26 protein-coding genes and 1 riboswitch are annotated in these 24811 nt (G+C 46.9%); of the genes, 17 read left to right on the plus strand and 9 right to left on the minus strand.

Annotation, left to right across the window (positions count from 1 at the left end; genetic code table 11):
* Nucleotides 1–159 precede the first annotated feature (159 nt).
* Together EL268_RS10565 and EL268_RS10570 are read left to right on the plus strand one after the other, a co-directional pair.
* Nucleotides 160–2202 carry a hypothetical protein gene (locus EL268_RS10565; RefSeq protein WP_106653172.1) on the plus strand — a complete coding sequence of 681 codons (2043 nt, stop codon included), beginning with the start codon at nucleotides 160–162 and terminating at the stop codon, nucleotides 2200–2202.
* A 271-nt stretch (nucleotides 2203–2473) separates the two neighbouring features.
* Nucleotides 2474–3328 carry an EcsC family protein gene (locus EL268_RS10570; RefSeq protein ID WP_106653549.1) on the plus strand — a complete coding sequence of 285 codons (855 nt, stop codon included), beginning with the start codon at nucleotides 2474–2476 and terminating at the stop codon, nucleotides 3326–3328.
* On the opposite strand, the gene EL268_RS10575 is transcribed toward EL268_RS10570, so the two are convergent.
* The gene (locus EL268_RS10575) at nucleotides 3303–3851 is read right to left on the minus strand and encodes a GNAT family N-acetyltransferase (protein ID WP_106653173.1); all 549 of its coding nucleotides are present in this window, start codon (nucleotides 3849–3851) and stop codon (nucleotides 3303–3305) included. The genes EL268_RS10570 and EL268_RS10575 overlap by 26 nt on opposite strands.
* Before the next feature lie 68 nt (nucleotides 3852–3919).
* On the minus strand, nucleotides 3920–4360 hold the full coding sequence (locus tag EL268_RS10580) for a flavodoxin (RefSeq protein WP_106653174.1): 441 nt from the start codon (nucleotides 4358–4360) through the stop codon (nucleotides 3920–3922).
* Nucleotides 4361–4499: 139 nt separating this feature from the next.
* Nucleotides 4500–4689: riboswitch (Lysine riboswitch) on the plus strand.
* 91 nt (nucleotides 4690–4780) lie between these two features.
* On the opposite strand from EL268_RS10580, the gene dapD reads away from it, so the two are divergent.
* The 5 genes from dapD (at nucleotide 4781) to EL268_RS10605 (ending at nucleotide 9206) form a co-directional block, all read left to right on the plus strand.
* A complete protein-coding gene (dapD, locus tag EL268_RS10585; protein WP_106653175.1) occupies nucleotides 4781–5491 on the plus strand; it encodes a 2,3,4,5-tetrahydropyridine-2,6-dicarboxylate N-acetyltransferase in 711 nt (236 codons plus the stop codon).
* 14 nt (nucleotides 5492–5505) lie between these two features.
* The gene (locus EL268_RS10590; protein ID WP_106653176.1) at nucleotides 5506–6720 is read left to right on the plus strand and encodes an aspartate aminotransferase family protein; all 1215 of its coding nucleotides are present in this window, start codon (nucleotides 5506–5508) and stop codon (nucleotides 6718–6720) included.
* A gap of 3 nt (nucleotides 6721–6723) precedes the next feature.
* Nucleotides 6724–7857: an N-acetyldiaminopimelate deacetylase gene (locus EL268_RS10595; RefSeq protein WP_106653177.1), complete on the plus strand. Its 1134-nt coding sequence runs from the start codon at nucleotides 6724–6726 to the stop codon at nucleotides 7855–7857.
* Between the two features lie 274 nt (nucleotides 7858–8131).
* The gene (locus EL268_RS10600) at nucleotides 8132–8731 is read left to right on the plus strand and encodes a hypothetical protein (protein WP_106653178.1); all 600 of its coding nucleotides are present in this window, start codon (nucleotides 8132–8134) and stop codon (nucleotides 8729–8731) included.
* A 112-nt stretch (nucleotides 8732–8843) separates the two neighbouring features.
* Entirely contained in the window at nucleotides 8844–9206 is a 363-nt protein-coding gene (locus tag EL268_RS10605; RefSeq protein ID WP_007723202.1) for a DUF4912 domain-containing protein, read from the plus strand.
* Between the two features lie 112 nt (nucleotides 9207–9318).
* Here EL268_RS10605 and EL268_RS10610 read toward each other — a convergent pair whose 3' ends face one another.
* Nucleotides 9319–9957, minus strand: coding sequence for a glycoside hydrolase family 73 protein (locus EL268_RS10610; protein ID WP_106653179.1), 639 nt, complete (start codon nucleotides 9955–9957; stop codon nucleotides 9319–9321).
* A 111-nt stretch (nucleotides 9958–10068) separates the two neighbouring features.
* Nucleotides 10069–10497: a DUF1885 family protein gene (locus tag EL268_RS10615; RefSeq protein WP_106653180.1), complete on the minus strand. Its 429-nt coding sequence runs from the start codon at nucleotides 10495–10497 to the stop codon at nucleotides 10069–10071.
* Nucleotides 10498–10678: 181 nt separating this feature from the next.
* Between EL268_RS10615 and EL268_RS10620 the strand changes: the two genes are divergently transcribed.
* The 5 genes from EL268_RS10620 (at nucleotide 10679) to EL268_RS10640 (ending at nucleotide 14753) form a co-directional block, all read left to right on the plus strand.
* A complete protein-coding gene (locus tag EL268_RS10620; protein ID WP_007723208.1) occupies nucleotides 10679–11227 on the plus strand; it encodes a MarR family winged helix-turn-helix transcriptional regulator in 549 nt (182 codons plus the stop codon).
* Between the two features lie 78 nt (nucleotides 11228–11305).
* On the plus strand, nucleotides 11306–11605 hold the full coding sequence (locus tag EL268_RS10625; protein WP_106653181.1) for a DUF3055 domain-containing protein: 300 nt from the start codon (nucleotides 11306–11308) through the stop codon (nucleotides 11603–11605).
* Between the two features lie 110 nt (nucleotides 11606–11715).
* Nucleotides 11716–12507, plus strand: a complete 792-nt coding sequence (locus EL268_RS10630; protein WP_106653182.1) for an alpha/beta hydrolase — start codon at nucleotides 11716–11718, stop codon at nucleotides 12505–12507.
* A gap of 123 nt (nucleotides 12508–12630) precedes the next feature.
* A complete protein-coding gene (locus tag EL268_RS10635) occupies nucleotides 12631–12756 on the plus strand; it encodes a GapA-binding peptide SR1P (RefSeq protein ID WP_007723214.1) in 126 nt (41 codons plus the stop codon).
* A 107-nt stretch (nucleotides 12757–12863) separates the two neighbouring features.
* Nucleotides 12864–14753: a TolB family protein gene (locus tag EL268_RS10640; protein WP_106653183.1), complete on the plus strand. Its 1890-nt coding sequence runs from the start codon at nucleotides 12864–12866 to the stop codon at nucleotides 14751–14753.
* Nucleotides 14754–14819: 66 nt separating this feature from the next.
* Here EL268_RS10640 and EL268_RS10645 read toward each other — a convergent pair whose 3' ends face one another.
* Both EL268_RS10645 and EL268_RS10650 read right to left on the minus strand, forming a co-directional pair.
* On the minus strand, nucleotides 14820–16757 hold the full coding sequence (locus EL268_RS10645; RefSeq protein WP_106653184.1) for a beta/alpha barrel domain-containing protein: 1938 nt from the start codon (nucleotides 16755–16757) through the stop codon (nucleotides 14820–14822).
* 120 nt (nucleotides 16758–16877) lie between these two features.
* On the minus strand, nucleotides 16878–18350 hold the full coding sequence (locus tag EL268_RS10650) for an aminotransferase class I/II-fold pyridoxal phosphate-dependent enzyme (RefSeq protein WP_106653185.1): 1473 nt from the start codon (nucleotides 18348–18350) through the stop codon (nucleotides 16878–16880).
* Between the two features lie 166 nt (nucleotides 18351–18516).
* Between EL268_RS10650 and EL268_RS10655 the strand changes: the two genes are divergently transcribed.
* The gene (locus EL268_RS10655) at nucleotides 18517–19476 is read left to right on the plus strand and encodes an NAD(P)H-dependent flavin oxidoreductase (RefSeq protein WP_106653186.1); all 960 of its coding nucleotides are present in this window, start codon (nucleotides 18517–18519) and stop codon (nucleotides 19474–19476) included.
* Nucleotides 19477–19560: 84 nt separating this feature from the next.
* On the opposite strand, the gene EL268_RS10660 is transcribed toward EL268_RS10655, so the two are convergent.
* A complete protein-coding gene (locus EL268_RS10660; protein ID WP_106653187.1) occupies nucleotides 19561–20196 on the minus strand; it encodes a YktB family protein in 636 nt (211 codons plus the stop codon).
* 231 nt (nucleotides 20197–20427) lie between these two features.
* On the opposite strand from EL268_RS10660, the gene EL268_RS10665 reads away from it, so the two are divergent.
* The 3 genes from EL268_RS10665 (at nucleotide 20428) to EL268_RS10680 (ending at nucleotide 22704) form a co-directional block, all read left to right on the plus strand.
* Entirely contained in the window at nucleotides 20428–21027 is a 600-nt protein-coding gene (locus EL268_RS10665) for a hypothetical protein (protein ID WP_106653188.1), read from the plus strand.
* A gap of 227 nt (nucleotides 21028–21254) precedes the next feature.
* Nucleotides 21255–21761, plus strand: coding sequence for a DUF4446 family protein (locus EL268_RS10670; RefSeq protein ID WP_106653550.1), 507 nt, complete (start codon nucleotides 21255–21257; stop codon nucleotides 21759–21761).
* 346 nt (nucleotides 21762–22107) lie between these two features.
* Nucleotides 22108–22704 carry a hypothetical protein gene (locus EL268_RS10680; protein WP_007723238.1) on the plus strand — a complete coding sequence of 199 codons (597 nt, stop codon included), beginning with the start codon at nucleotides 22108–22110 and terminating at the stop codon, nucleotides 22702–22704.
* A 143-nt stretch (nucleotides 22705–22847) separates the two neighbouring features.
* On the opposite strand, the gene EL268_RS10685 is transcribed toward EL268_RS10680, so the two are convergent.
* Entirely contained in the window at nucleotides 22848–23336 is a 489-nt protein-coding gene (locus EL268_RS10685; RefSeq protein WP_106653190.1) for a GNAT family N-acetyltransferase, read from the minus strand.
* A 319-nt stretch (nucleotides 23337–23655) separates the two neighbouring features.
* On the opposite strand from EL268_RS10685, the gene speD reads away from it, so the two are divergent.
* Entirely contained in the window at nucleotides 23656–24057 is a 402-nt protein-coding gene (speD, locus tag EL268_RS10690; RefSeq protein WP_007723244.1) for an adenosylmethionine decarboxylase, read from the plus strand.
* A 79-nt stretch (nucleotides 24058–24136) separates the two neighbouring features.
* Here speD and EL268_RS10695 read toward each other — a convergent pair whose 3' ends face one another.
* Nucleotides 24137–24748, minus strand: coding sequence for a YhcN/YlaJ family sporulation lipoprotein (locus tag EL268_RS10695; protein WP_106653191.1), 612 nt, complete (start codon nucleotides 24746–24748; stop codon nucleotides 24137–24139).
* Between the last annotated feature and the right edge of the window lie 63 nt (nucleotides 24749–24811).

Consider the following 24811-nt stretch of genomic DNA (forward strand, 5'->3'; position numbering starts at 1 on the left):
TCATAAGTCAAATCTATATAAATTATTAAGCGGATAGTTTTTAACTATATCTCTCTTAGGAAAAAGTGTGCGAACTTAAAGGATATAACACGGTTATTGTCGAATAAAATCAGTTGTTCAAATGCAAATACGTAAGACAAAAAAGTAGGAGGACAGTTCGTGAAAAAATGGGTTGTAAAAGCACTTCTCGTGTGTTTGGCAACTGGTACTTTTTTGTCAGGTGTGTCAGTACCGCCAGCCATGGGAGCCGGGGCAACAGCATCAATGAAAAAAAACAGCCAAGTATCTAAGCCAATCCGGAAGCAGCCTGTTCACGATATGGTTATCTTTAACGATTATCAGGTTGCGGGACTGGATTCAAAAGGTTGGAACTGGGTGAAGAATGATGAGTTTATTCTACCTCCGGAGACACCACTTGATATTGATGTGATACAGACCACTTATGGAAATGGAACAAATCTTAGTCGGAAGCAAGTATATTTGGATGGTGCAGAATTAACGGAGTTTCAAATGGAGCAAAGCTCAAATCAAGCTGTGTTCAAATGGCAGGTACCTCGCTTTACAATTCCCGCAGCGAAATTGTCAGCTGGCTCTCATACGTTGACCTTTGTAGTGACTGATGCTAATGAAAAGAGCAGTACGTTACACGTGAGCTTTCAGGTAGAAGCACAAAATTACCCACGTATTTATAAGGGGGAAAAAGCAGAGGGTGAGCCGTTGGCGACAGGCGGGCAGACGACCATTTTCGGAAATATGGGGTCAACTGATTTTAACAGTTCTGTACCTGGTACGTGGAAGCTAACAAACAAGTCTACGAACCAAGAAATGAGATCTGTTCCTGCTACTGTGTTTTCAACAGGTACGTTGTTGACTGGTCAATACCAGCTCCTTTTTCTACCTGACGATACCTCAATGTCGACTTGGACTACGACGGTTCAGATTGGCATGGCGGAGCTGTATATGGGTACAGATGCAAGCGGTCAAAAACTCGCGCCGGATCAGACCATTACTGCCCCGGAGCCACCAGGTAAGATTTCCTTGTATTCGGCATACCTAGGTCGATGGTCGGTGAACGGAACTGGACAAACGTTGACGAATGCGCAACATTTTGAAGTTGATATCCCGAAAATGCTGGCAGGTATGACGATTTCTGTCACATTTGAGCCAGATTCCAAGGAAAACAAAACGGATTCCTTATGGGGGGGGTCTACGTCGACTACGATTTACATACAAATTCCAGGTGCACCGAATGCTTGTGGTCCCACAAGCGGAGACGTCACGTTGGATGTGTTGATGCAGCCAAACGAAAAATCTACACTCATGGTCGAGAAAGCAAATGTGTATTCATCAGACAATACAGTGAGGCTCTATCAAAACCCGGTACATGTGATATGGCTGACTACAGCAGCAGAGCATATCGAATTCGGTAGTGAAGCTGATGACGATGAAGGACCAGGAGTATGGGCAGTCGATAACGTCGTGGTCGATAGTGATAAATTGAATTGGGATCATACAGGCTTGTTACTGTCGGGCTATAAGCCAGGGCGTTACAAGGTAAACTATTACAGCAAAAGGGACCCTGCTAAGACATGGTGCGGTTACATACAGGTCATTGAGGATACGCCACCAATCCCAGCGTCCCAAAGTTGTGATCCAGGTGATTCAGGTATAGCTCCACCACAAGCACCGATGTTCATGAGAGGAAAAGAGGGCAAGGAATATCGCAATGGAGATCTTGTGACTGTGGAATCTGATAGCGATCTTGCTGAATTGGAGAACCTACAACTCATCTCCACGTATGCAGAGCGGACTGGGACGAAGAAAGTTAGAGAGAGTAGGAAGGCTTCCTCTTACCATATGCCCAAGTATGAGTGGAAATATGGAGAGAACGCCATCGGTGCTAGACAAGAGCATAGCAGTGCTACGATATCATCAGAAAATCGGATCGAGATCTACTACGAAGGAAAAGAAATCACTGACATTAAGCCTTCAAATCGCGATGACGGCACTGAAAACGGACTGGAATCACTTGATATCAGCAAGTTCATTGATCGGCAGCAGCCCGGTAAATACGAGATCAAAATAACCAATATCCTTAGCAACAAGACTTGTCGACTCGTTCAAAGACAAAAAAGATCAGTCAAAAAAACAGACGTTGATGAACGAAAAGAAACGATCGCATTCACAATCGAAGTGAAATAACGATTGACCCCCTTGCATTTTGGCATGGGGGTTTTCGACTATAAGGGGAGGAAGTCCTGTGACAAACGAGCAGAAGGCGATCTTGGAAAAGTTCGGGTTTCAGATCGAAGGAGAGCAAGTGAAACATTTGAAGCTGGGAATCGTAAGAAATAAAAAAGAATTCGTCTGTCACGCCACGTCAAAAGAGTTGCAGGACTATATCAAGTCCATCTTGCGCAACCAATGTCAGTGGAGTGGAGGCGAGGAGAAGCTGAGTGAGCAGCCAGGGAGGTTGTTGGGGTTGAAAGAGTCTAGGGAGACATTAGTTACGGCATTACATGAAGTAGAGGCTTGGGAGAAGGACCAGAACGACTTGTGGTTCTGGGAAAAGCTTGGCAGACTTCCTTTTGTTCTGTTGGATCGGATTACGCCTGCATTCGTTCAAGAGAAGCTGGGAAAAGCCGTAGATGAAATGGCAGCCTTTCTTGAGACAGGTGGAACATATTTGGTGCAGGATGAACCGATTTACAAGCGGTTTGGCAAACGGTTAGAGGGACAGGGCACTTCTGTTATGGGCAAGGAGGAGATTGTTGCTGTACCGCTTACGATCATGAATGATGTCGCGTTGGAGCTGAAGGATTCACGTGCGAATTTTGCCACGGTACAAGGTGCGACGACTGGCTTCGGGGGGATTTTTACCCTCGCAATCGATATCCCGTTATTGATGGGGACATCCCTAAAAGTATTACAAGAGATGGCTCTAGCCTATGGCTATCGACCAGAAGAGAAGAGGGAGCGGCTGTTTGTCGTCAAATGCTTGCAGTTTGCTTCATCAGACATCGTAGGGAAAAAAGCGATACTCGCTGAGCTCTCTCGCTTTGATGATCCAAGTGCGCAGAGAGAGGTGATGGCGCAATTGCAGGGATGGCGTGAAGTCGTAGTAACATACACAGAAAACTATGGGTGGAAAAAATTATTTCAGATGGTGCCCATTGCGGGTATTTTGTTCGGGGCGTATTTGAATCGCTCAACCGTACAGGATGTCGCCGAAGCGGGGATGATGCTATACCGTAAACGGCGCATCCTGGAGCGGCTACGTGAGAGTGAAAAGAGCGAGGAGATTACTGAGACCACTCCTCAGCAGTAAGAGCGAAGATGAGATGGTCCTCCCATACACCGTTAATTTGCAAATAACGTAACGAAAGGCCTTCCTGGCGAAAACGGTTTTTTTCCAAGACGCGAATGGAAGCTTGATTGCGAGGCATGACAGCGGCTTGTACCCTATGCAGCCTAGCATCCGTTAAAGCAAAGCGAAGGGCAAGATTTACTGCTGATGTCGTATAGCCTTTGCCATTGCACGCCTGATCCATGAAGTAACCAATCGTTGCATTTTGCCACGCACCACGTGCGACATTCGAAAGCGCTACACGGCCAATCATCTTTCCGGATTCTCGGGAGAATACGCCGAAAGCATAGGCAGTACCATGTTCAAAATCATTCTGAGCTTGTGAAATCTGCTCTTGCTGTCCTGGGAGGGTCAAAAAAGAAGCGGGGCGGATCGGTTCAAATGGTTGGAGAAAGTCATGATTGCGCAGCCGAAGCTCTAGGAGCTCGGCTGCGTCTTGTTGTTGGAGAGGCCGTAAGAGAATCTCGTCCGTATGTAGTGACATGAGATCAATCCTCCTTAAAAAGTTGGATTGATAGTATATCATGTGCCAGAGTATTTGAGAAACATCAATTAGCCGAGCAATTCAGCAAACGATACCCCAAATGCTTTGCAAGTTTCCACTTCTTTTGCAGTAGGAGAAAGCTCGATTTTCAATCCTTCCATTGGTGTTTCCGCGCCACGCTCACTCGCTTTTTTCAGCAAAATATCAACAGCTGCACCAACATGCTCGTAAGCGGAGTCGCAAGAGCCAAAAGCAACAACCTTTTTCCCGCTGAGGTCAATATCGTCCATTTCTTCATAAAAATCCAGGCATTCGTCTGGCAGTTCGCCATCGCCCCATGTGTAGGCGCCAAGCAAGATTCCGTCGTATGCTTCGAGTTCTTTTGCGTTTGCATCCATCACTTCTTTTATCTCCAGCTCAGCACCAGTTGAACGAATACCTTCTGCAATTGCTTCAGCAATCTCCTGTGTATTCCCTGTCATGCTCGCGTATACCATCAAAATGCTCATAAAACGTAAAACCTCCAATTAGATAATGAGTATCATTCTCACAAATAAAATAATGAAAATGAGAATCGTTGTCAATAACTTTTTTCTTATTGCCACGTCTCATTCATTTTGGTAGAGTTAAATAAAATTATAATAATGTACACTAAATAGAGGTGCGCCGAAGAAGAGTAAGCCTTTTCGCAATCTGCCAGGGGGTAGGAGAAGGAAGAAAGGCTAAAGCGCCGAAGCTTATGCTATGCCCCTACGTAGCACAGGCTGGGGTGTCTCATGAAAAATGAACATCCTGTCACAAGGGACCTTTCGTCTTTTTGTGGAGCGCTATTTATGATTTGCTTCTGTAGTATCAAGAGCAATGAGATAGCGAATGCACTCATTGCTTTTTTTGATTTACCATGCTGTTATTTTGAGGAGGATGTAACTATGAACATGATGGATGCCAACGAAATTATCGCGTTTATTCAAAAAAGCGAAAAGAAAACACCAGTGAAGGTATATGTGAAAGGGAACCTGGAGGGAATCGACTTCGGTGCTAGCTCCAAAGCTTTCATTACTGGCTCAACTGGTGTTGTTTTTGGTGAGTGGAAAGAGATTGAGCCAGTACTCGCTGCTAACGCGGACAAAATTGAAGATTATGTAGTAGAAAGCGACCGCCGCAATTCCGCTATTCCATTGCTGGATACAAAAGGGATTCAAGCGCGTATTGAGCCAGGCGCAATTATCCGTGACCAAGTGACAATCGGCAACAACGCGGTCATCATGATGGGTGCTTCCATTAACATCGGTGCAGTTATCGGTGAAGGCACGATGATCGACATGAATGTTGTCGTAGGTGGGCGTGGAACCATCGGGAAAAACTGCCACATCGGCGCGGGATCGGTTATCGCGGGCGTTATCGAGCCGCCATCTGCACAGCCAGTTGTAGTCGAGGATGATGTTGTCATCGGAGCAAATGCTGTCATTCTGGAAGGCGTACGCGTAGGTAAAGGTGCTGTCGTTGCAGCGGGTGCTGTCGTGATTGAAGATGTACCTCCATACGTGGTAGTTGCGGGAACGCCTGCACGCGTGATCAAGCAAATCGATGAAAAAACTCGTTCCAAGACAGAGATCAAGCAGGAGCTACGTCAGCTGTAAGGGAGAGAGTGTACATGGACTGGCGTTCGCTCGATGAACAATATATCGTCTCTTCTTACAAAAGAATTCCGATTGCCATAGAAAAAGGCGAAGGAAATTACTTGTACGATACGAACGGAAAGAGCTATCTCGACTTGTTTACCGGACTCGCGGTAAACGTTCTGGGTCATTCTCATCCGCGCATTGTACAGGCTCTGCGTGAGCAGGGAGAGCGCTTCTTGCATATTTCCAATGTATTTTTAAACAAGCCGGCCATTCGTTTGGCCGAGCGGTTGGTTGCGAACAGCATCAGTGGGAAAGTGTTTTTCACCAACTCTGGTGCCGAGGCTACAGAGTCTGCGATCAAGCTGATTCACAAATGGACGAAGAATGAGGGAGCAGGTCGTGAAGGCATCGTTGTCTTACGCAACAGCTTTCACGGACGAACACTTGGAGCAGTGCGTTTGACGAGGCAGGCTCATGTCTATCAAGACTTTCCTCAGCCAGCTTTTCCTGTTTATGAACTGGATGTGGAGGACACGGAAGGATTGCGAGCGATTTGCCAGGAAGCAAGGCCCGCTGCAGTCCTGATGGAGCCAGTCTTGGGTTCCGGCGGTGTGGTGCCGCTAACGGAAGCGTTCTTGCGAGAGGTAGCTGCCATCTGTGAACAAGAAGGCATGCTCTTTGTCATGGACGAAATCCAGACAGGAATGGGCAGAACAGGAAAGCTGTTTGCTTATGAGCATGCAGGCGTAACGCCAGACCTTATCCTTTTTGCCAAAGGCATAGGGGGAGGGCTTCCCCTTGGCGGAGTCATCGCTGGTCCAAAGCTGATGAACCAGTTCAAACCGGGGGATCACGGAACGACGTTCGCACCATCACCACTGTCTGCTGCCCTGGGGAATGTCGTGTTGGACGAATTGCTTGATCCAGCCTTCATCGCTCACGTAGAAGAAGTAATTGCGTATCTGTGGTCAGGCTTGGAAGCGTTGCGGATGCGTCTTCCAGATCAGCTGCAATCTCTTCGCGGAAAAGGCTTGATGGTTGGAATTCCGCTCTCTTCCACCCCGGAAGAGGTAAGTCACTTGCAGCAAGCATTGCTTGACGAAGGAATTCTCGTTGACGTGACGCAGAAAACGATTGTTCGTCTGCTTCCGCCTCTGACGTTGACAAAAGCTGATGTGGACCGTTTCCTTGCCGTGTTTGAGGAGCAATTAACAGCAAGAACAGGCACAAAAAAGGAGGCGTAGACCTTGACGACTTCTTTGTTTACACAAATTCGCCGAGACCTGCACCAAATACCGGAGCCAGGCTTTGCTGAAGTGAAGACGCAACAATATTTGCTTGATTATTTGAAAAAGCTGCCCCAGGATCGAATCGAGATCAAAACGTGGCGGACAGGCATTTTGGTCAAGCTGGCAGGAACAGAGCCAAAACGATTAATTGCCTGGCGGACGGATATGGATGGCCTGCCGATCGTAGAGGAAACGTCCTATCCGTTTCGCTCGCTTCATGAAGGATACATGCATGCTTGCGGGCATGACATGCATATGGCAATTGCTCTGGGCCTCCTGACGCATTTTACAGAACATCCGATAGCAGATGATTTGCTGTTCCTCTTCCAGCCGGCAGAAGAAGGGCCTGGCGGTGCACAGCCGATGTTGGAAAGTGAAGAGTTTGCAGGGTGGCGACCGGACTGTATTTTTGCCCTGCATATCGCGCCAGAATATCCAGTTGGTCATATTGCGACGAAGCCAGGAATTTTGTTTGCCAACACTTCTGAGTTGTACATTGATTTGGTTGGCAAAGGGGGGCATGCAGCCTTCCCGCACAAGGCGAATGACATGGTGGTTGCAGGAAGCCATCTTGTGACACAGCTTCAATCGATTATTTCGCGCAATATAGATCCATTGGATTCGGCCGTCGTAACGATTGGCAAGCTGGAGAGCGGGACGAAGCAGAACATCATCGCAGAGAAGTCCAGGCTAGAAGGGACCATCCGAACCTTTTCGATGGAATCGATGGCGCTCGTCAAGAGCCGCATTGAATCTCTCGTAAAGGGAGTGGAAATAGGCTTTGATTGCCAGGCAACGATTGACTACGGTGTCGGCTACTGCCAGGTTTACAACGAGGAGCAGCTAACGACAGACTTCATGCAATGGGTACAGGAACAATGTGAAGATGTAACTCTCATCACCTGCAAGGAAGCCATGACCGGAGAAGACTTCGGTTACTTTTTGAAAGAAATCCCCGGCTTTTTGTTCTGGCTGGGTGTGCAAACGCCGTACGGCTTGCACCATTCCAAAATTGAGCCGAACGAAGACGCGATCGAGGTTGCCATTCGACTGGTCTCCCGGTATTTTACATGGCTTTCACAACAGAAGTAGCAGGTGTCTGGAGTAAAAAAGAGTGGCTGGATAGCCGCTCTTTTTTCTGTGTCATTCCCAACCGTATATTCTCGTCAAGAGTAAGAAGTAGTTACTAACATCTCTGTGCATAAGTCTTTCTTCCTAAGCATTTTGTGCTTGTGGATAATGTGGATATTGTTGAAAAAACTTATCAGGGCAGCACAACTATTTCCTTTTCCAAACGTATAAACTAGAGAGAAGAAATTCCGGAAAAACAAGCGCTGCCGCGCACACATACAGGAGGATTATTGACATGAAAAAAGCATGGTTATCGGCCTTGTTGGCGTTGACTGTAGCAGCAGGGGTGGGGAGCACTACTGCGCTGGGAGAGGGTGCGATGCGCGTATTTTTCGGTGCGGAAACCGTAGCGAGTGAAATGCCAGCATCCAAGGCCGAATCGGTAGAATCAATAGTGAACAAGCTCGGTGGTTTCACCGATTACGATCAGCAATCTGGGAAATTGCAAGTGATTAAGCCAAATGTGAATATTATTGTGGTCGAAGGGATTCAGCAGACCCGCAATAAAAATGTCGTTTTCAGCAACCCTGTCAAAGGATACAGCGACAAAAATGTGCCTCGTACGTTTAACGTGTTCGTAGAGGTTGATGACGCGCCTGTTGCCAAAGACTTGCGCATGCAACTTGTGTTGATCGGACCGGACGGCAAAGAAGTATCTAAAGGGAAAGAATGGAAATACTCCACGCAAAATGCAAACAGCTTCTATTTTTCTGAGCCTTTTGTATCTACGAAACTCGAAGCATACGGCACTTATAAAGTACAAGTTCAAATGAAATCCGAGAAATTCACTTCTTATGTAACCGTCGGTGAAAATACATTTACAGTTGGGCGTTAAAAATTATGGCTTGGATGCGTTTCCACTTTGCATGTCCCCGTGCTATAATATACGGAAAAGCCAATATACTTGGTAATAGCAAGTACATGAAAGAAAGGAACGATGGGAGCGAATGGAGACAAATCCCCCGCGATCGTCCACGGATGTAGAAGGCCCGAGTATACGCATTGCCTGGAAAGATGAGCAATCCATTCAGGCAGAGTGGAGCATGACGAAGGAGTTCGAGCAAGAAATAGAGCGAAAGTTTGCTATTCCGTTCGCTGAACTGCCTTTTGTCCTACGCCTTTTTGATGTGACGTACCGCAAAGAGATCCGAAATGATGGCACTGACCTTTACACTGATTTTGATATCAACCACCGTTCTTCCGAATGGATTTTGTACGGAGTGACGCAAGGATTGGAATATTGCGTCGATCTGGGAATTCGGATGGTGGACGGAAGGTTTTATTCGCTGTCCAGGTCTCAAATGATTTGATCAACGTGCTCAAGCAACGTACGACTGAGGCAACTGCATTTTTATACGAAACAGCCCCATTACCCACGAGATTTGCTTGTGGCAATGGGGCTTTTGATTTTTATTTATGGACTCATGGCTTCTCTCGCTGTTTGTCCAGAAGCCGCAGGGCAACCGCTAGAACAGCCCATACTGGCATTGGTTCGTCTAATTTATTTAGCCATTCAGGTGAGGTCAGCAAGCCCTCCTGTAACGCACGATTGCCCAGCTCCAATTTCCAGGGAGGAAACGCTTGTGGCTCTTCTGAGGCGACTTGATCGTACTGAGACAAGTTGTACGTCTGAATGAGGCGCGTCAGCTTTTCAGCGTACGCAGGATCGGTAGCGTACCCGGCTTCTTCCAAAGCCTGTGCCGCTTGTGCGGGAGTAGTGGCTGCAAGCACGTTTTTGTAAGCGGGCTTACGTAAAAACTGGGTATGGTCTTCCATAGATTGCTGGTAATTTTCATAAGCGCGGAACTGGGAAGTACGTGTAACCGTCTTTCCGTTTTCCACCTCTTTGCTTTCGATGGTGACAGAGCCGGCAGGTCCTGTTCCCTTTATTCCAAAGAGGTTGTACGAGGATGTCCCAGTGGCAGGGTCAACAGGTACTTTTTTACCCCAACCTGACTCGAGTATGGCTTGCGCTATGATAATGGAGGGGAATAGACGATGGTTCAGATAAGACTTTTTGGCGTGGTCAGCAACCAACTGTATAAATGTTTGCGCTTCCATAAGCTCACCCCTTTCCTCTCTTTGTTATTCGTATGAAAAAAAGAGGTCAGGGGCAATAGGCCTGAACATGAAAAAACAGTCGATATTTCTCGACTGTTTTTACGTTTTTCATTATGGCTTTCGAGGTTGGAAGTATTGAATGCGCTTGTTGAAGAGGTGCAGCTCTGCTTTATAATCACGTGCCAAGTATCGACAGTACTCATTTGCCTTGTTTTTATCGCCATGCGTCGCTGATTCAGGAAGGGACACTTGTATGTAGTGCTTCTCGGAACCGTTTTCATTTTTGCTCCCGACTCCAACAACGATGGCTTTGTACATGTTTGGGTCTTTACCTTTGAGAAGGAACCACGAGTCCTTTCCTTCTGAGCGTTCTTCTAGGGTGTAAGGGAAAGCGGCGTCTGCATAGGTCCAGCCCAACTGCTTTCCTGTTTTTGAGGTCATGTCAACGTATCGCGTAAACTTGGCTTTCACGTCGTCAATACTTACAGATGCTGCGGTAGAACCATCAACGAAATAGATGTAGGCCGATTGAAGTTTCACGACTGCACTCACTCCTAGTACCGGTATTCTGTGCGTTTAGTGTAGCATTGTCTTCCACTCTTTGGCAATGAGGCAGTTGGCGACCAAAAACAATTGCGTGTTTTTTCTGAAAAGTGTAAAATATATATCATATTTATATAGCCATTAGATGAACGATAAAGGATCATGGAGGAATATACGCATGCAGGAGGCCTCAATTAGACACGTATTCGAAGCTTTAAACACCATGCGCGCCATCGATGTGGTGAACAAAGAAGACTGGGAGCGGGCAGCGAAGGAAGCCGAATTGGATTCCTCCGTACAGTTAAACATTCTCTGGATCATCTACTGTTATGAAGGTGTACGCGTCACGCAAATTGCAGATTGGACCTTCTGGCATCCCTCATCGATTGTCATTCATATCAAGAAGTTAATGGAGAAAGGCATGGTGACCATCGAAAAGTCGGAGTTGGATGGGCGTGTGGTTCACGTATACCCGACTGAAAAAGGAAAAGAAGTATTGGAAGCCAGTCGAAGAAGTGTACCAGATATTTTTAGATTGACGTATGCATTGGAGAAAATGGAGGAACGATACAGTACAGCAGTAGTTGAACTGTTCTTTGAATGTCTCTCCTTTGTCGCGCAATCGTTGCATGGTGCAGAAAAAGTGAGATGGATTCAAGAAGGGGAAGACAGGGTAATTAACCCGACGCGTCTGGTAAATGATGCTGTTTGGGTAGCAAAAACGTGATTTTTCGATTATACTAGTGAATAATCCGAATATTTCACGAAATTCGGAGGCCAAAATACTGTTGAGGAGGGATTGCTGATGGAGCACTACGACCACTTATACGATGTTTCGGAGAACGCTAATGTACGTTTCCTTGGCTTTATTTCAGAGGGAACACGTTACGACTTTGGCATGGTATTTACACACAAGTTTTATGGGAAGCCGTTGGTGATCTGTATGCAGACAGGGCAATCGACTCTTCTCAGTTCGGACGATGCGGTGAATCCAGGATATCTGCAAAAAATTTTCAGGCTGGATTCGGAGAACGAGGCAGCCGCTCTTGCTGAGTTTTTCCAGGAGCATTTACCATCCATTCCATTTGAAGAAAATCAGTATTAGGTAACGAGCAGAAGTTTATCTTCTGCTCGTTTTGGTTTTTCTGTAAAAAACGGCCTTATCCGTTTTTTAGTATAATCGAAAGAAATTAAGCAGTAGGAGGAACAGGGAGAATGGGTGTACATAAATGGTCGGCCAAAGATTCGCGGGGAGCGATTGTTCTCGTCCATGGAACGGGAGAACATCATGGGCGTTATGAGCATGTAGCGAGTTATTTTAATCAGGCGGACTGGGACGTATATGCGGAAGATTTGCCGGGATGGGGGCGCTCTCCCGGGAGACGGGGGCATATTCAATCATTCGAAGACTATTTGTCCCGTGTCCGCGAGTGGACGAGTACCGCTCTTGCAGATGCATCAGGAGAGAAGCCTGTATTTTTAATGGGGCATAGTCTGGGTGGTCTCATCGCGACTCGCTTTATTCAGACGGATGAGCGCAGTAAAGAGTTGGCAGGGTTAATTCTCACATCCCCATGCTTGAAGCTAAAACTGACAGTACCGGCGTGGAAGGAGCAATTGGCACAGTTTCTTGACCGGGTTTGGCCAACACTTGTCATGCCGAATGGAATAACTCCCGACATGGTATCCCGTGACGAAGCTGTTCAGGCTGCTTATCAGAACGATCCGCTCAATTATTCCAAGGTAAGTGTCAGATGGTTCACGGAATTGAATCGCTCTATGGAAAAGGCGTGGGAGGATAGGCATCGAATCAAGCATCCAGTCCTTGTTCTGCAGGCTGGTGCTGATACATTGGTTGATGCGGATGCAGTGGAGAAGTTTACAATTGGCCTTCCAGACAGACAAACATTTGAACGATTCGCAGGCTTGCGGCACGAAATTTTGAACGAACCTGAAAAGGAAGAAGTCTTGCAAAAAATCGTGACCTGGTTGAATGACAATATTTAGTTTAATGTGACATACTAATTATCAACAAATGTATCTTGACTCCGAATGACGTGGCATATTAAGATGAATGTAACATAACATTTGTAGTAATATGTGAATCAATTGAATGCGGAGGGGACATAGATGGGAACTATCGTATGTCAGACTTGCGGAACCATCATCGAGCATTTTGAATGTAATTCAGTGAAAACGCTTTATGCGGTATGCAACTGTGACTGCCGACCTGGTGAAAGACAGGAAAAAGAATAAAAAAATAGTCAACAGGCCTATGTTGAGGCCTGTTTTTTTTGACAACCTTTTCCGGATGGAGGATAATGGAGAAGTGTGAAAATCGTTGCAAAAGGAGGAATTGTTTCATGAAGCGAAAACCGATGCAGGGAATGTTGGCCGCTGCACTTTTGGTCACATCCCTGTGGAGCGGGACACCGGCGCTTGCCTACAATATTGGTGATGAAGAAAAAATCGACGGTAGTCAGCCAACAATATCCTCAGCAGGATATGATATATCAAAAAAATATGCGGTATGGATGGTTGAAGGTGGGCAAAGAGTAACACTCTACAACCTCAATAAAGGTGACCAGAGCGAAATAGGCGACAAGGAATCTGAGAAGACAAATCCAAAGGTCGATGGAGATTACGTCGTATGGATTGATTCCCGTGATGGCGGCTCAGATGTCTATTTGTATGACATAGTGAAAGAGAAAGAAATCCGTTTGACAAGTGGTTCTGCTTCGGTCGATGGGCTGGAGATTGCTGATAAAAATGTTGTATGGACAGACAAAGGCGATGTTTATCTACATAAAATTTCTACTGGGGATACAGAGATTGTATCTGCGAGTGGAAAAGCAAGCAACCCGGTGGTAAGCAGTGGTTATGTTGCTTGGGAAGATGATCGTGATGGCAATGATGACATTTATTACTATGACATCAAAGCAAAAGAGGAAAAGGCTGCCGTCACTGCTAAAGGAGACCAAGGGCGTCCCAGCATTTTCTCCAATCAAATCGTATACGAGCATCAATCGGCTGGAGACCTCTATTCCTATTCCATCAGCAACGGTAGAATTAAGAAATTGACCGATGATGACAACGAACAGCAAAACGTGCATTTGTATCAAGAGGATTATGTCTACTCTGACGATAATGACTTGAAATATCGTGAGCTTGGCAAAACGTCTGGCAAAAAGATAGCGAGCAATCTGTACGGTGAGACTGGACCGAAAATTTATGGCGATTTCATCTTATTCGCGAAAAAAGAAAGTAACAAAAAGCTCCAACTTCACCTGTATGACCTGGACGAAAAGGAATTAGTTCCGATAGGTAATGCAGGAGGAAAACCAAAGGAGCCAAGTGCTCATGATCGTTATGTAGCGTACGTAACCGAGTCTAAAAAAGATAATACGGTCGTTTTCTACGATGTCGAAAATAAAAAAGGTAAAGTCGTCAGTAATCCAGAGCATGATTCTGTTCGCCCTGTTGTAAGCTCGCGTTATGTTGTCTGGTATGACGAGCACGAGGATGCACTCTTCTCCTACGATATTCGTAAAGACATTCAAAAGCAGATTACACATGAAGATGATGATCAAAAGCCGAGTGAGAAGCTTTATGAGATTGACGGAGAGCGTTTGTTATGGGTGAATATCGCTGGCAGATCAGAAGTGATCATCACAAATCTATCGACTGGAAAGCATACGGAAGTTACGACGGTGAGAAAGGAACCACTGAGTGTTGATATTTACAAAAACTATGCTACCTGGGTAGTAGAAGAAGGCTCAAAGAGCGCAAGCATCGTACTCTACGATATCGAAGAAGATGACGAGACAGAAATCCGTGATAACGTCAAAGTAGAGAAAGCGGAAATCGGCGATGACTTCGTTGTTTGGAGCGAAGATACAGGCAATTCCAAAACCGGTTGGGATTTGTACTATTACAACATCGACCGTCAAAGAGTCAATCCTTTGCTTCGTTATACAGATGGTGACCAGAAAAATCCACAGGCTTCACGCAATATGATTTTGTATGAAGACAATCGTCTGTCCTCAAAAGGTAAGGAATTCTACTATGAGTTGTACGATTTCGAAGAGGATTCCTATAGCGATTTTGAGTGGGATGATGATGCGGAGATGGAAAATGCCCGCATCGGTGGAAATCGCGTTGTCTGGGTCGATAAGCGTGATAAAGACCCATATGTATACACGGTAGCATTCGCTCCGGGCAATGATGAAGAAGAGGAAGAAGACGAAGACTGATTCTGCATATTGGTAGTCAGGCTTTTATAAAAAACAGACGAAAGGAATTCTTTCGTCTGTTTTCTTTTATGTCCGGCATAAATACGGCTTCAAAAGTACGAGTGCTACGAGAAATAAAATGACGGCGACATAAGCGGGCAAGAGATGAAGAAAATCGACATAGCCTACAGTAAAATGTATGCCTATGCCAGAAACAAAGCCTGGAATACCTGCTAAAAACAAGGTCCACCAAATCCACGCTTCTCCTCGCCTGATCCCCCAAAGGCTAATCAGCAAGACAGCCAGGCCATTCGAAAATAATGCTCCGCCAAAGCCAGCACGGTCATGAGCAATGACCGGAATTAATCGCTCATTGTAAGACTGCAAGGCATCAGCAGACACACAGAGAAAGACGAGGTCGGAAGGAACGAAGACACCTGTGACGCCGATGATCGAAATGATAATACCAGCCCCTGTCAAACCAAATCCGATGATGACAAAGAGCAATTGTCCCCATAGAGCCATTCGCCAATCACGATCGTTGTGAAGCTGAGGCGGTAGTCGAGTCAAATGAACCTTTGCAGGTGTACGTAATGCGAGCAAAAACATAGGGAACAACATGAGTGCTAAAATCGCGTGCAAGTAATCGAAGTACCCGTATCCAATAAATAAAAAGAAGCTGGAAAAGCCAACAGCACCGGAGACGAGCAAGATGGTCCGCGTCCAGTGAATGTCTTTGCGCAGGCCATGGTAAGCTAGTTGGCTATACAAAATTCCAATGGATATCATTGTTCCTGCCAGACTAATCCGATCGTGTGACATAAAAGAGAGGATTTGCGCATTTAAGAGCGCAAGCTGGTCGGCTGACATCCCGAGAAAGCGTTCGTCGTAGGGGAGGACGACGGTTGTTGCGGCGACCAGCCAAGCAAGTGCGCCACCGATCATCATGCCCACGCCCAGCAAGATTCCCCATACCCAAGAAGGAAATAAAAAAGCAGATCGTTTTTCTTGAGGAGGGGCAACGTCTGGTTGTGTTTGCAAGATGGCTTCGTTAATTCGTTTTGGCAAGCCGGGGCCAGAATAGACCAAGCCACTGTGCAACTGCACAAAATTGGCGCCCGCTGCAAGAAAGGTCAGAGCATCTTGTGGCGCTAGAATGCCGCCTGATCCAATGATAAGGGCATCTGACCACTGTTCCCGTGCCCAGGAGACAAATTTGACGGCTTGCTCGTGTGAACTTCTCCCTGTGGTGTAAACGGAGGTGTTTGCGGATGGTGAAGCTTCCTGAATCGTGCCTCCAGCGACAACGAGACCGTTGAGTCCTGCTTCTTTTGCTGAGATGAGAATGGGGAATGCTTCCAATTCTGTAAGGCTAGGAGGGAGCGCCAGCAAGAGTGGCAGATCAGTTTGGTTACGCAAACAGGAAAAATGTTCCTTCCAAGCTGTATGGCTCCATTCTGGATGTCCCATATTCGCCCGCGCATCAATAGTGAAAAACGAACAAAAACGCTTCAGTTTGTCGATCAGCTCCTGACGCTCTTCTGTGGCTTTTCTCAGGCTAGCTTCTGGTCGGCAGGCCAATCTGACTCCGATAGGGATTTTGATGCCAGAAGCCCCCTCCAGGCGCCTCTCAAGGGCATATATACCATTATTTACCAATGGACTGGAATAGTGGATATTCATCGCGGCAGTGTCACGTTGAATAGTGCCGTGGGAATCAATTGCTTCTTTGGACACAGGTCCCAGCTCTAGAAACCCGAAGCCGAATTTGGACAGAGCCTGAATGGCGATGCATTCTGGGTCCAATCCGGCACCCAACCCGACTGGAGTAGGGAACGTGGCAGGACCAATTGTTTTGGAGAGCTGTGAAGGAGGCTCCATATGTCCCATCCATTCGATGATGAACGGACCACCCGGAATTTTTGCCAAAGCGCCGATTGACTGCAAGGTAATAAATCGGGCCCGTTCGGGTGGCATGAGAAAGAGAAGTGGTCGAAACATCGTTTGATACGACCAGTCTGGCATGGCAGCATCGCCCACCTTTCCTGATTTTTCCCATTTCCATCATATCTCAAAATGTTTGCATAAAAAATAAAAACAGCTGCTCTCTCGTGAAAGAGGCAGCTGTTTTTCGTTTTGGATCGGTTAGCCAGAAATGGCGGTTTGTCTTTTTACGACTTTGATCGTTTTCAGTGTCTCATCTTCAGGGCCTTGTACGGGTAATCCGACTCGGATGTTTTCCTGGATGTACGCGATATTTTCCTCAGTGATTACCTCTCCTGGAAGGAAGATCGGGATGCCTGGAGGATACACCATGATGAACTCAGTGATGACTCGACCTGCTGCTTCCGCCAACGGAATCGTCTCTGTTTCTGCATAGAATGCTTCCCGAGGAGTGGTGGATAGCACAGGGATATTCGGCAGCGAGATGGTAGGCTTCTCTTCTGCTTGTACGTGCGAAAATTCAACGGACAGATCACGCAAGCCATTTACCAGTGTACGGATGGATTCTTCCGTATCTCCCGCAGTAACGAAGCAGAGGATGTTGTACAGATCGCTCATCTCTACCTCAATGTTGTACTTGTCACGCAGCCAGTTCTCGACTTCCCATCCAGTGATTCCGAGATCGCGTACGTGGATGAGGAGCTTGGTTGGGTCCATCGCAAAAGTCGCAGGCTTTCCAAGAATCTCCTTGCCAACGCAGTAGATGCGCGGGATTTCGTTGATCATATCGCGTGCTTTTGCTGCCAGTTCCATCGCTTGATCCGCGAGCATTTTCCCGTTGAGGGCCAAATGCTGACGCGCCATGTCCAACGATGCGAGGAAGATGTAAGAAGTCGAGGTCGTCGTGAGCATGCTCATGACAGTTTTCACCCGATCGACATCGACGAGGCCTTCCCGTACATTCAAGATCGACGTTTGAGTCAAAGAGCCACCGAGCTTGTGTACGCTGGTCGCTGCCATGTCGGCACCTGCTTGCATGGCCGAAATCGGCAGTTCCTCATGAAAATGAATATGCACACCATGAGCTTCGTCGACCAATACAGGAATTTCATAGTTATGCGCAGCCCGCACGATCTCACGCAGGTCACCTGCAATACCGAAGTACGTTGGGTTAATTACCAACAGGGCAGCAGCATCAGGATGGGCTTCCAGTGCTTTTTGCACGGCCTTCACTGTAATCCCGTGAGAAATACCCAGACGCTCGTCCATTGCAGGGTGAATAAAGATTGGGATTGCTCCAGCGAAAATAATCGCCGACATAATCGATTTGTGTACGTTACGCGGTACGATAATTTTGTCGCCAGGACTGCAGGTCGCCATAATCATCGCCATGATGGCACCGCTTGTACCTTGCACGGAAAAAAATGTATGGTCAGCGCCGAATGCCTCGGCTGCCAATTCTTGTGCTTCTTTAATCATTGCCTTCGGGTGATGCAAGTCATCCAATGGCGCAATGTTGATGAGGTCTATCGAAAGAGCGTTGTCCCCGATGAACTCACGAAATGCCGGATGCATACCCATACCCTTTTTATGGCCCGGAATGTGAAATTGAATCGGGTTCCGGTTGGCGTGCTCCAACAACCCGCTGAACAAAGGAGTTTTCATTTGTCTCATTACGATCGCCTCACTTTACTAATCAAGAATATATAGGGGAAAAACAAACAAATTGAGTATAGCAAAATAGGGGGGGAAAGCAAGCGAATTTTTATTCATGTTAACGAGTGGCGGCAGGAGTTTGGCTTGTAAGCCGAGAAGGTCATTAGCACGGGGTGATAAAAGGATGAAAACGAGAGTAACGGAGCTGCTACAAATTACATATCCGGTCGTCCAAGGTGGCTTGGCATATTTGGCTTACGCAGACTTGGCTGCGGCTGTGTCAAATGCCGGGGGACTCGGTCAAATTACGGCTATGTCCTTGCCATCGGCTGATGCACTGCGGGAGGAGATTCGCAAGGTTCGTGCATTGACGGATAAACCGTTTGGTGTGAATTATGCAATTGGTCAACACGGTCGGCCGTATGAAGAAATGCTGGATGTGGCGATTGAAGAGGGAGTGGCAGCTGTTTCGGTAACAGGAGGCAATCCAGAGCCGCTGCTGCGCAGACTCGATGGTCATCCCATCAAAAAGCTTGTCTTGGTTGCGTCTGCCCGCCAAGCACAAAAAGCCGAATCGATTGGCGCGGATGCTGTGATGGCTGTCGGTCAAGAAGGTGGGGGTCATCTGGGACGAGATGATATCGGGACATTTGTTTTGATTCCGCGTGTGGTGGATTCCGTAAAAATTCCGGTATTGGCTAGCGGTGGCATCGGCGATGGTCGGGGGATTTTGGCAGCGCTTGCACTTGGTGCAGAGGGTGTGGAGATGGGGACGCGATTTATTGCGACGCAAGAATGTGTCCATGCGCATTCGGCCTACAAAGAGGCGCTGGTTGCTGGAACGGAGCACGATACTGCAGTTATCAAGCGCACACTGGGGACACCTGCCAGGGTGGTTCGTACACCGGGCTCTGATCATATTCTCCAATTGGAAAAAGAAGGGGCAGGCTACGAGCAGTTAAAGAGCTTCATCAGTGGAGAGAACAATTGCACATTTATTTATGAGGGCGACAGCCAGCGTGGCTTTGGTTGGGCTGGTCAGGTTATTGGATTGATTGATGATGTGCCAAGTGTCCAACAATTGTTTGACCGCATGTTTGGTGATGTGAACAAGTCATTGGATCGACTGCGGTCTTTTTCCTAAAACAAAAGAACAGGCCTGCGTTTTTCAAATGAAAGCGGACCTGTTCTTTTGCATATAACTTAACTAAAGAAAGCGGGAGGCGGTCTATCCACGAGAATTTCCTAATGTATAGAGCTTGCTCAACACCCCAAATGTTTCTTCGAGACGACTCACCAATGCTTCACCGTCTGCCAGGATTGGATCATGACGATCAATGGTAATTCCACAGAGCAACTCCGCTTTTTTTACCTGTGCCAGCCTGTCCACCAGCTTTTTTACGCCAGCCGTTCCCAACTCTTTTTGAGACGTGCTTGCTGGTTGCATATGATCTGGAGACCAGTGAAAATGCTCCGGAACCAACGCGATGACCTCATCTAGACGCTCGTTAAAAGCATGGCTGATGATCTCTTTGGAAGGAGACTCGTAGATTACCGCGTACCAAACGAACAAATGTGTTCCCCACAAGCCGATTTGAAAGTGCGGGTGTTTTTTGTAACCGCGTTTATCATTAGCCCAGGCAACCCACGTATCTGCAGGTGGGTTCACCGTACGGCGTGCATGCTTTGCTATGTGCGTAAACATTTCATCCCCGGTTGCTACGGAGAGAAAAGGCGCAAAGTGCTGGCTGAGTACTTCGAATTTGGGACGGATATTGGTTTTGATCGCATCCATCCGAGAATCCAGTCCATCAATGGCAAAAACATCAAAATCTTCTTGACGAAAGCCTGAAAACGTTGGCATGTAACAAACACCTCTTTTAAGCATCATCGAACCCCACTGGAAAGAAAAGGGCGATCGTCCCCGTCAAGGGAGCTTGGAATCCTCCATATGATATCATACCATCCAGGAAAAAAATACATGCCGAGTTTTATGAATAGCAAAACCAAAGCCTGAATAATATGATATACCACTCACTCCCTTACGGCGAAAATGATATCTGAGTATTCTGTCAACGGGAGGGGCCTGTAGAAGATGAATCTCGGCATGGAGTTGGAGTATTTTCATTTGGCAGTTTGGTTTGACCGCAAAACATTGCACGCGATGGTGCAGGCCCTGGTGGAAGCAGGGGTGAGCGTCACGTGGAAAGAATCTCCCGAGCAGTTTCACCTCCTCGTGAACACCACAGATGGCCGATCCGACTGGAAAATGCAGCGTTTAAATGGGTCCTATAAGCTGCACATTGCAGGCATTCCTGTCAATGATTCGCGGGTGGCACTCGTACTGTACCACTTCGTAGAGAGGGCAAAAGGGCATGCCATGATCAAGGTCACTTTTGAAGAGTGCGTCTTGCTGAAGCAAATCCAGTACGGAGAAGTTGTCAGAATAGTGGAATTAAAAGGAGCTGAGAAAAAAGTGATCTATGAAAAATTTTGCAATGTAACGATGGATCAGGTAATTGCCGCGATGAAACGACGTGACTCGGAAGAACGCATCCCGGTGCTGCGTCTGGAGTTGGATTATGAACTGGCGACGTTGTATGACGCGATGCAAGCAAAAGACCAAAGTCAAATGAAGCAGTCCACAGAGCGATTAAAACAGCTCCGTCGGGAAATGTTGCTTTTGGAAGCGTAGGCAGACTGGAGGATAGCCAAAGGACGATGAGTTTGACACAAACCAATACGGAATGAAAAAGCGACATCTCAAACAAATGAGGGTGTCGCTTTTTTTGGTGTGAAAGTCATCTGTTTAGGAATTGTTGTTTTTATGAAAGACTTGTTTGAATGGGAGGCCCGGCGGTTGTACAATAAAGAAGGTTTTTGACAGCATATTTACGCACGCGCCGGAAAGGAAGAAAAGTTTTGGAAGCATTCCTATCACAAATCCCCAATGTAGCGATCCTGCTTTTAGCCGTCATCGCATTGACACTGATCCTGTTTTGGATCGTGATTATGCAGTCTGTCCGGATTAGTCGATTGAGGAAATCAATCAACCGGATTATGACAGGGACGGGAGGAGCCAATCTCGAGGAAGGCTTGCACAGACTGCTGGATCAGGTAGAGGAAATGAAAAAGCAGCACAGTGATCAGCAGTTTGCCATTAATCGTCTGTCACAACGAATGGCAGCGCAATGCGGCAAAGTAGCGATTATCCGTTACAATGCCTTCGGGGATGTCGGCAGTGATCTTAGCTTTTCGCTGGCGGTAACAGATGACGCTGGGAACGGCGTCGTGATCACCAGCATTTTTGGACGAGAAGAATCTCGCGTGTACGCCAAGCCGCTTGAGCAAGGGACATCGAGCTACCATTTGTCTGAAGAAGAACAGGCTGCGATCAAAAAAGCGATGACCTCAACCACAGGGATATAAGTCCCTCTGAATTTCAATGAAACAGCAAGCATATGAATGAATCAGGGAGTTCTTTTCATTTCCCTGCGTCTGATTGCGGATATTCCGGTTTTTTGCTAAAATTCATCGCTATTTTGCTCAAGACTTTTGAGGGCATCTGAGATATAATAAAGGTGTCAAAAGTAGCTTTTTTGCGAAAAACAAAAAGTAGGTGATCCGCCTTCATTACCCAAATCGATTTTCGATTCGCGGGGCAAGGCCAGGTTCTACAGCGTTCTTTTGTTGACACTTAGCGTATCTCCTCAGATTTGGATAACTGTTCGGTCGTACTCGGCCCATGCAAACCAAAAGAATTGAGGAGATATTTATGGCACAGCGTTTAGCAACTAATTACGCCAAGGCCTATTTTACGGTGAATGAAGAAGAGCTGAACCAGTTCGTTTCGCTTTTCACCAATGAACACATTTCAGTCCAAGTCAAAGTGTGTGACAATGGCGATCGTGACGTAATCTTGAATGACAAGAACGGCGAAATTCAATTGAGTTTTTGCCGGGTTGGCAGCCGCTACTCATGCGACAGCTCGTATCTGATCCGAGATCGACAGCTGGCAAATGCCATGAGAAAAGCAATGAAAGCGTTCCGAGGCTATGGAATTGTCCACCGGATTTATGACGGCTTCACAATGGTGTATCACTACGATCAAGGATCGGTTGTGAGCATTCAGGAGCTAACCGGAGACGAAGAAGTGTCCATCTTTGAAAATAACTCATTGCACATGGCCAATGAGCTGGAGGCTTTGTTCCAGCAGGATGGCAGTGAGCAGGAGATTGAGTCCTTACGTCAAGAAACGGACCGATGGCTGGATTTGCGTAATTGGGCAAAGAGAACTGCCCCAGAAAAACTTCCAGCAATTGATGTTCGATTAGTTACGTTGTCGCGACGTCTATTTGAATTAGAAGTTTAGTGAAAGAAGGGTGCCTTGGGCGCCCTTTTTTATGTATTGGTTCCTGATACGGTGCTGAGGCAGCATGGCGATCACACAGTGAATAACAAAAAGCGGGTTTCCTCCTAAACAAGGGGTGCCCGCTTTTGTTGTTTGTCCTTCCCTTAGCGTAATGGCTTGCTCATATTGTACCAAATTGCTCCAGCATGATCTGAGCTGGAAACGCCGTTGTTGAGATATCCATGACTTTCATAGTAGCCAATCAGATTTTCTTTACACGTAAGCGTGATCGTCTCACGACCGGTTACCCTTGCTGATGCTTCCAGGTGTGCTAGGAGCATGGAGGCAATGCCGCGATTTTGAAAAGCGGGGGAAACCGCTAACCCTAAAATGGTTTGATGTCCGCCAGATGCCGGATTTTCTTTAATGGATTGAAACAGGTCATCGGTAATGAAGGTGGATTCGATGACGGGTCCATTAACCAAACCCGCAATGATTCCATCCGCTTCCGCTACAAAAAAACTGTCAGGAATCAATCGAATACGCTTCTCGAATGCTTCCTGTGTTGCAGCTTCCTCTGGTGAGAAGCAAAGGTGCTCGATGGCGATTAGTGCTGGCAAGTCTTCTGCTTTGGCATTACGGATAGTAATCATGTATAGCGATCCTCTCCATTCTGGTCCATTTCTAAAAGTGTAGCATATCTCATAATATGTGAAAGCCATTTGTAGCAGGTGGCGTTCCTCCATTCTGTAGAGATAGCCGTCGGCCTATTTGTATTGTTCTTATAGATTATTGAAAAAGGGTATTGTCAAACTAGGCCGATGCATGGTATTGTTGTTTTCGTTGGAAACAGGATTAGGAACCAGGATTCACTTTAAAGGGTGGATAACAACGGAAACCGCCCCCGTTAGTGAATGACGCAGGTCCTAGCGATGTTTAACATTACACTCGTTAGGAAGGGGGAACCGAAAGATGGAATATTCGACTTTCGGAAGACACGTTGCTGTTGACACATGGGGAGTTCAGTTTGATTTGTTGAACGACGCAGAATTTTTGAAAAAGGAAATGATTGAGGCTGCTGAGGCATGCGGTGCTACGGTGCTGAGTGTGCAAGCGAAGCAGTTTTCTCCTCAGGGTGCTACCGTACTGGTTCTTCTCTCGGAAAGCCACCTGTCCATTCATACGTATCCTGAGCGCGGCTTTGCTGCTCTGGATTGCTACACGTGTGGGGAAACCGTTGATCCGCAAATTGCCATCGACTACTTGGTATCCGTGCTGAAGCCGGAAAAAACTTACGCGAAGAAATTAGTTCGTGGTTTGGGTGAACTGCAAGTTGTTGAGCCAGAAATGAAACTGGTTGAAGCGGCAAAGTAAGTAACAAATGGAAAAGTTTTCAAGAGGTGCGGGCTGATTCCGCACCTCTTTTATATGGAGCTTCGGTTCATATTTGTCATCATGGAGTGACAGTAGGAGTTCTGCGGCCGATATCGTGGAGCAGAGAACGAAATTCCGTGGATGTATTGGTGATCTGGCTGTTCATGTCGGGTCTCACATCAACTTGATTGGTCCGATGCGTCGCTTCTTCATAAATATCTGCATGGATGGCACGAATCCGGTCGAATGTGGCTGCGTCGGAGGCTACTTGGATCGAGAAGTTGGGAACACGTGAACGAACGGCTGAATGGACCTGCTGTTCGATTATGCGCGTTTGCTCAGGGCCGAAATTTTTCCGAACACGAATTCCGATGACGGCATCTGTGCCGCTGACGAGAACAGTAGCACGTTCCACGCCAGGCACGTCATCTGCGGCCATGGTGAGCTGCTCAGCCAAATCCTGATTAAAACCATTGACCGTATATCCGTTTCGATAATTACGGGCATTGATTCCGCCAGTGTAGGCATGATAATCATGAGCGAGGCTTGTTCTTGCACCTGGGGCCTGTTGATAGGCGGTATTTTGTGTGTGCGCTTGATTTTTTGGCTGGCTGCTCGAGCTAGCGCATCCGGTCATCATGGTTGCAATCATAAGCAAGCCAACCAAACATTTCGGGCTGTACCGTTTCATACGTATGCCACCTCCATTTTCCTTAGTATGACGAAAATAAAGTCCCTTACTCTGGAAGTGGCT

Source organism: Brevibacillus brevis (assembly GCF_900637055.1).
In the GTDB taxonomy this organism is placed as follows: domain Bacteria; phylum Bacillota; class Bacilli; order Brevibacillales; family Brevibacillaceae; genus Brevibacillus; species Brevibacillus brevis.